The organism is Tepidimonas fonticaldi (assembly GCF_007556755.1).
Classification (GTDB): domain Bacteria; phylum Pseudomonadota; class Gammaproteobacteria; order Burkholderiales; family Burkholderiaceae_C; genus Tepidimonas; species Tepidimonas fonticaldi.
This window is the reverse complement of sequence record NZ_VJOO01000028.1, coordinates 25,030-31,377: the sequence shown is the minus strand read 5'-3', so window position 1 is coordinate 31,377 and position 6,348 is coordinate 25,030. Positions and strand designations below refer to the sequence as shown.

Annotated in this window: 6 protein-coding genes; 1 reads left to right on the top strand and 5 read right to left on the bottom strand. The window is 71.0% G+C overall.

Annotated elements, in window-relative coordinates:
• The 4 genes from Tfont_RS11895 to Tfont_RS11880 all read right to left on the bottom strand — a co-directional run.
• A partial coding sequence (locus Tfont_RS11895; protein ID WP_260682288.1) for a glyceraldehyde 3-phosphate dehydrogenase N-terminal domain-containing protein occupies positions 1-121 on the bottom strand: 121 nt, incomplete at its 3' end.
• Between the two features lie 40 nt (positions 122-161).
• Complete coding sequence (gene tkt, locus Tfont_RS11890) at positions 162-2,252, bottom strand: transketolase (protein ID WP_260682377.1); 2,091 nt, start codon at positions 2,250-2,252, stop codon at positions 162-164.
• A gap of 39 nt (positions 2,253-2,291) precedes the next feature.
• Positions 2,292-2,513, bottom strand: coding sequence for a hypothetical protein (locus Tfont_RS11885; RefSeq protein ID WP_068607338.1), 222 nt, complete (start codon positions 2,511-2,513; stop codon positions 2,292-2,294).
• Positions 2,514-2,628: 115 nt separating this feature from the next.
• Positions 2,629-3,828, bottom strand: coding sequence for a threonine ammonia-lyase (locus Tfont_RS11880; RefSeq protein ID WP_143969602.1), 1,200 nt, complete (start codon positions 3,826-3,828; stop codon positions 2,629-2,631).
• A 183-nt stretch (positions 3,829-4,011) separates the two neighbouring features.
• Here Tfont_RS11880 and Tfont_RS11875 point away from each other — a divergent pair, with 183 nt between their 5' ends.
• Positions 4,012-5,355 carry a glutamine synthetase family protein gene (locus Tfont_RS11875; RefSeq protein ID WP_143969601.1) on the top strand — a complete coding sequence of 448 codons (1,344 nt, stop codon included), beginning with the start codon at positions 4,012-4,014 and terminating at the stop codon, positions 5,353-5,355.
• A gap of 42 nt (positions 5,356-5,397) precedes the next feature.
• Here Tfont_RS11875 and Tfont_RS11870 read toward each other — a convergent pair whose 3' ends face one another.
• On the bottom strand, positions 5,398-6,306 hold the full coding sequence (locus Tfont_RS11870; protein ID WP_185974528.1) for a GGDEF domain-containing protein: 909 nt from the start codon (positions 6,304-6,306) through the stop codon (positions 5,398-5,400).
• Between the last annotated feature and the right edge of the window lie 42 nt (positions 6,307-6,348).

Below are 6,348 nucleotides of genomic sequence, written 5' to 3'. Positions count from 1 at the left end.
CGGCGCCCTTGGGGTCGTTGATACCGACGACTTCGATGTCGTCAAAGCCCCCTTGCAGCGCCGCGCGCAGCGACAGGCGCCCAATGCGGCCAAAACCGTTGATGCCAACGCGGATGGTCATGGTGTGGTCCCTGAGTGGATGAGATCGGAGAAGGTGCGCGTCACGAACGCCCGAGCACGGCACGCACGGTCGCGGCCACGTTGTCGGCGGTGAAGCCGAACAGGTCGAACAACTGGCCCGCCGGCGCCGACTCGCCAAACCGGTCCAGGCCGACCACGGCGGCGCAGCCGTATTTCCACCAGAAGTCGCTGCACCCCGCCTCGACGGCGATGCGCGGCAGCTTGGGCGGCAGCACGGTCAGGCGATAGTCCAGCGGCTGGCGGTCGAACACGGTCGTGCTGGGCAGCGACACCACGCGCACCGGGATGCCCTCGGCCGCGAGCAGCCGCTGCGCCTGCAGGGCCAGCGCCACCTCGGAGCCCGTGGCCACGATGACGGCCTTGGCCTTCTTGGTGGGCTTGAAGCCGACCGCCACGGGCTCGGCCAGGATGTATCCGCCGCGGGCGATCGCATCCAGCCCCGACGCATCGGGGGCCAGCGCGGACGTCGGCTTGGCCGCATACGGCAGGTTCTGGCGGCTGAGCAGCAGCGCCGTGGGCCGCTCGCGCTGCTGCAGCGCCACGCCCCAGGCGACGGCCGTCTCGGCGGTGTCCGCCGGACGCCAGACATCCAGGTTGGGGATCAGGCGCAGGCTGGCCGCGTGCTCCACCGGCTGGTGGGTGGGGCCGTCCTCGCCCAGGCCGATGGAGTCGTGCGTGAAGACGTGGATGACGCGCTGCTTCATCAGCGCGGCCATGCGGATGGCGTTGCGGCTGTAGTCGCTGAAGGTCAGGAACGTGCCGCCGTAGGGGATGTAGCCACCGTGCAGCGCGATGCCGTTCATGACCGCGGCCATGCCGAATTCGCGCACGCCGTAGTTGATGTGCCGCCCCAGGCGGCCCTGTTCGTCCGCCACGGGCTGGCCATCGGCCCCGAAGCGCAGCGCCGGCGTGGCGGCCGTCTGCGTCAGGTTGGAGCCAGTCAGGTCGGCCGAGCCGCCCAGCAGCTCCGGCAGCGCGGTGGTCAGGGCCTCCAGCGCCAACTGGCTGGCCTTGCGGCTGGCCACGGTCTGCGCCTGCCCGTGCAGGCCGACGATCAAGTCCACCATGCGCTGGTGGAAGTCGGCGGGCAGCTCGCCGCGCAGGCGGCGCTCCAGCTCGGCGGCCAGCGCCGGGTGCGCCTGGCGATAGACCGCGAAGCGCTGAGCCCAGTCCGACTCGGCCCGGGCGCCGGCCGGACGCGCATCCCAGGCCGCGCGGATGTCGGCCGGCACCTCGAACGGCGGGTGCGGCCAGCCGATCGCCTCGCGGGTGCGCTGCACCTCCTCGGCCCCCAGGGGCTCGCCGTGCGCCTTGGCGGTGCCGGCGCGGTTGGGACTGCCCTGGCCGATGCGGGTGCGACAGACGATCAGGGTGGGCCGCCCATCGGCACGCGCGCCCTGCGCCTTGGCGGCGGCGATGGCGGCATCCACCGCCTCGACGTCGTGGCCGTCCACCGGCCCGATCACCTGCCAGCCGTAGGCGCGGAAGCGCGCCGGCGTATCGTCCACGAACCACGGCTGGACCTGGCCGTCGATGGAGATGCCGTTGTCGTCGTACAGCGCGATCAGCTTGGACAGGCGCCACGCCCCGGCGAGGGCGCACGCCTCGTGGCTGATGCCCTCCATCATGCAGCCGTCGCCGAGGAACACGTAGGTGTGGTGGTCGACGATGGTGTGCTCAGGGCGGTTGAACTCGGCGGCCAGCAGCTTTTCGGCCAGCGCCATGCCGACCGCGTTGGCGATGCCCTGCCCCAGCGGCCCGGTGGTGGTCTCCACGCCGGGGGTGATGCCGACCTCCGGGTGGCCCGGCGTCTTGCTGTGCAGCTGGCGGAAGGCCTTGAGCTCCTCTACGGCCAAGTCATAGCCGGTCAGGTGCAGCAGCGCGTAGATCAGCATCGAGCCGTGGCCGTTGGACAGCACGAAGCGGTCGCGGTCGGCCCAGGCCGGGTTGGCCGGGTTGTGCTTGAGGTGGCGGCCCCAGAGCGCGACGGCCATCTCGGCCATGCCCATCGGGGCGCCGGGGTGGCCGCTGTTGGCCTGCTGAACGGCGTCCATCGCCAACGCCCGGATGGCATTGGCCATGGCGGCCGGGGAAACGCGCGAAGTGGTCATGAAGGGGTTCCCGTGGGGGTCAGGGTAAACCCCGGGATTTTACCGACCGGGGCCGATCTGCCAAGGCGCGGGCGGCGGGCCGTCCACCGGCCACACGGCGTCGTCGGCGATGGCGCAGCGCGCCTGACCGGCAGCGGCCGGCACCGCGTATCCGCCGGTGAAGGCACCAAAAGCCGGCAGCCATGGATCGATGTAGAAGTCGCCTGCCGGGCAGTACAGCCCCTGCGGCCGCACCGCCACCAGTGCCTGCCCCTGCGCCATGCGCGCAGTGTAGCCAGCCGTGCGCAGGGCCGCGGCCCGCTGGTCTATTGCCCGTCCATGGCGCGGCCATCGTCCGCTCCGCTGGCCGACACCTGACCCGGCACCGATGCCGGCCTCAGTGGCGCGCCACCTCGTAGCCGGCAGCGCGCAGTGCCTGCATCACCTGCTCCACATGCTGCGGGCCGCGCGTCTGCAGCACCAGTTCGATTTCCACGTTTTGCGCCGCCAGCAGCGTAAAAGCCCGCTGGTGGTGCACCTGGTCGATGTTGGCCCCCGCCTCGGCCACGACCGCAGCGATGCGCGCCAGCTGCCCGGGCAAATCGCGTGTGCTGACCACCAACCGCACCAGCCGCCCGGCGCGCACCATGCCCCGCTCGATGATCGAGGCCAGCAGCAGCGGATCGATGTTGCCGCCGCACAGCACCAGCCCGACCTTGCGCCCCGCAAACCGCGCCGGATGGCGCAGCACCGCCGCCAGCCCGGCCGCCCCCGCCCCCTCGACCAGGGTCTTTTCGATCTCCAGCAGCATCACGATGGCCTGCTCGATGTCCTCCTCGTCCACCAACAGCCAGTCGTCCACATAGCGCCGCGCCAAGGCCAGGTTGTGCTCCCCGGGGCTGCCCACGGCAATGCCCTCTGCGATCGTGTTCGTGCCCTGCGGCCAGTGGCTGCCGGTCACCGCGTTGACCATGGCCGGGAAGCGCCGCGTCTGCACGCCGATCACCTCGATGTCGGGCTTGAGCGCCTTGGCCGCCACCGCCACGCCACCGATCAGGCCGCCCCCGCCGACGGCAATCGCCAGCACCTCCAAATCCGGCTGGGCGCGCAGCATCTCCAGCCCGATCGTCCCCTGGCCGGCGATGATGGCGTCGTCGTCGTACGGGTGCACGAAGGTCAGGCCCTGCTCGGCCGCCAGCGCCCGGGCATGGGCGCGCGCCTCCTCCAGCGTGTCGCCGTGCAGCACCACCTCGGCGCCAAAGCCGCGCGTGCGCTCCACCTTCACCCCGGGGGTAAAGCGCGGCATCACGATCACCGCGCGCAACCCCAGACGCTGGGCGTGGTAGGCCACCCCCTGCGCATGGTTGCCGGCCGACATGGCGATCACGCCCCGCGCGCGCTCCTGCGGCGTGAGCTGCGCCAGCTTGTTGCAGGCCCCGCGCTCCTTGAACGATGCGGTGTACTGCAGATTCTCGAACTTGAGGAAGACCTGCGCCCCGGTGATCTGCGACAGGGTGCGCGACTCCAGGCACGGCGTGGCCAGCACCTGGCCCGCCAGCCGCTCGGCCGCGGCTTCGATATCGGGCAAACCGATCATGCAAAACCCCTCCAAAGACAAGACGGGCGCGATGCCCGTGACATACCCGCGACATACCCGCAATCGGCCTGCGATTGTCGCCGCACGCCGCGCAATGGAGCCGCCCCCACCGCGGTGGCTGGCACCACACCCGCGCCGACATCGCCGCATACTGGCGGCCACGCCCCGACGCCCCCTCCGCCCATGAACGACGACGTCCAACGCATCCAGCAGTGGCTCGACGAGCGCCGCATCACCGAAGTCGAGTGCCTGATCCCGGACATGACCGGCCAGGCCCGCGGCAAGATCGTGCCGCGCCACAAATACGACCCCGCCGTCGGCCTGCGCCTGCCGGAAGCCGTGCTGACCATGACCGTCACCGGCGACTACCCGGAGCAGGACTTCACCCCCGTCGCGGACCCCGACATGCGGCTGGTGCCCGACCCGTCCACCCTGCGCATCGTCCCCTGGGCCAAGGAACCCACCGCCCAGATCATCCACGACTGCGTGCACTTCGACGGCACCGCGGCCGAACTGGCACCGCGCAACGTGCTGCGCCGCATCCTCTCGTTTTACGAGCGCGAGGGCCTGCAGCCCATCGTGGCGCCCGAGATGGAGTTCTACCTGGTCGAGGTCGAGCCCGACGAGGACATCCCCCTCAAACCCCCGATCGGCCGCACCCGCCGCACCGAGGCCGGGATGCAGAGCTTTTCCATCGACGCCGTCAACGAATACGACGACATCTTCGACGTCATCTACGACTGGTGCGAGGCGCAGGGCCTGCAGCTCGACACCCTGATCCACGAGATGGGCACCGCCCAGATGGAAATCAATCTGGACCACGGCGAGCCGCTGGCCCTGGCCGACCAGGTGTTCCTGTTCAAGCGCACCGTGCGCGAAGTGGCGATCCGCCACCGCATGTACGCCACCTTCATGGCCAAGCCCATGCAGGGACAGCCGGGCAGCGCCATGCACATCCACCAAAGCGTCATCGACCGCGCCAGCGGGCACAACGTCTTCAGCCAGGCCGACGGCTCGCCGTCCCCCGCCTTTTTGCACTTCATCGGCGGGCTGCAGACCTATTTGCCCGCGGCGATGGCCTTCTTTGCGCCCTACATCAACAGCTACCGGCGCCTGTCGCGCTACACCGCCGCCCCCATCAACCTGAGCTGGGGTTACGACAACCGCACCTGCGGCCTGCGCGTGCCGCACTCGCCGCCGCAGGCGCGGCGCGTGGAAAACCGACTGGCCGGCGTGGACGTCAACCCCTACCTGGCCATCGCGGCCAGCCTGGCCTGCGGCTACCTGGGCATGCGCGAGCGCCTGCTGCCCACCGAGCCCCTCACCGGCAGCGCCTACGAACACCCCCACCAGCTGCCGCGGCACCTGGACGACGCCATCGACCGCCTGCTGGCCTGCGAGCCGCTGGCCGAACTGTTCGGCGAACACTTTCTGCGCACCTACGCCGCCATCAAAGAGGCCGAGTACCGCGAATACTTCGACGTCATCAGCCCGTGGGAGCGGCGCTTTTTGCTGCTGAGCGTCTGAGCCCGCCCCGCAAACCGGCGTTCGCGCGACGGTGGGTCCGGGTCAGGCGACTGCGGCGCGGCTGGCGCGCTTGACGCGGTACAGCGCCGCGTCCGCGCGGCGCACCAGGTCGGCGCCGCTGGCGTCCTGCGGCTCGCACGCCGCCCAGCCAACGCTGACCGACGCGCGCAGACCGCCACCCAGCACAAAGGGCGCCAAGGCCTGCACCATCGGCGCGGCCAACCGCTCGGCCAGCGCACGGGCCTCGTCCAAGCCGGTGTGCGGGCACAGCAGCACGAACTCGTCGCCGCCCAGCCGCGCCGCCAGGTCGGTGCGCCGGCGGTGCCCGTCCAGCACCGCCGCCACCGCGCACAGCGCCGCGTCACCGCGCTCGTGGCCCAGCTGGTCGTTGATCGCCTTGAAGCGGTCCAGATCGAGGTACAGCAGCGCCCCCGGTTGGCCGTAGCGCGCAAAGGCGTCGAAGCACGCCTGCAGCTCGACGAGGAAACGGCGCCGGTTGGCCAACCCGGTCAGCTCGTCGGTCTCGCTGAGCGCGCGCAGCCGCTCCTGCAACTGGCGCCGGTGCGTGATGTTGCTGGCCACCCACAGCACCACCGCCTCGCCATCCACGGTGAAGGGCAGCGGCGTGATGCGGCCCTCGAACCAGATCGGCTCGGCCGGCCCGGCGTCCGACAGGCCGAGCACATCGCGGTTGCTGAGTTCGTACTCGACGATGCGCAGGCCGCCGTCGTGCAGCGCGGCCCGGATATCGGCAAGAAAGCCGTCGGCGCGCGCCAGCACCAGCACCTCGTGCAGCGTACGGCCGACCAGCGGGCTGCCGTCATGGTAATAGCGCGTGTCGGTGCCACCGAACACCGCGACGTAGCGCCCCGAGGCGCTCAGCACGAACGCCGGATCCGGCAGGCTGCGCAGCAGGGCCTCCAACTGGTCGGTGGCAAACCGGATCCCCACGCGCCTGACTCCCCGGCCGCGCGCGGCGGCCGCAATCAAAGG

Excerpts from the sequence above, each read along its gene's own strand:
- Tfont_RS11885 (WP_068607338.1), bottom strand. The coding sequence starts at position 2,513 with ATGGCGCAGGGGCAGGCACTGGTGGCGGTGCGGCCGCAGGGGCTGTAC.
- Tfont_RS11880 (WP_143969602.1), bottom strand. The coding sequence starts at position 3,828 with ATGATCGGTTTGCCCGATATCGAAGCCGCGGCCGAGCGGCTGGCGGGC.
- tkt (WP_260682377.1), bottom strand. The coding sequence starts at position 2,252 with ATGACCACTTCGCGCGTTTCCCCGGCCGCCATGGCCAATGCCATCCGG.
- Tfont_RS11875 (WP_143969601.1), top strand. The coding sequence starts at position 4,012 with ATGAACGACGACGTCCAACGCATCCAGCAGTGGCTCGACGAGCGCCGC.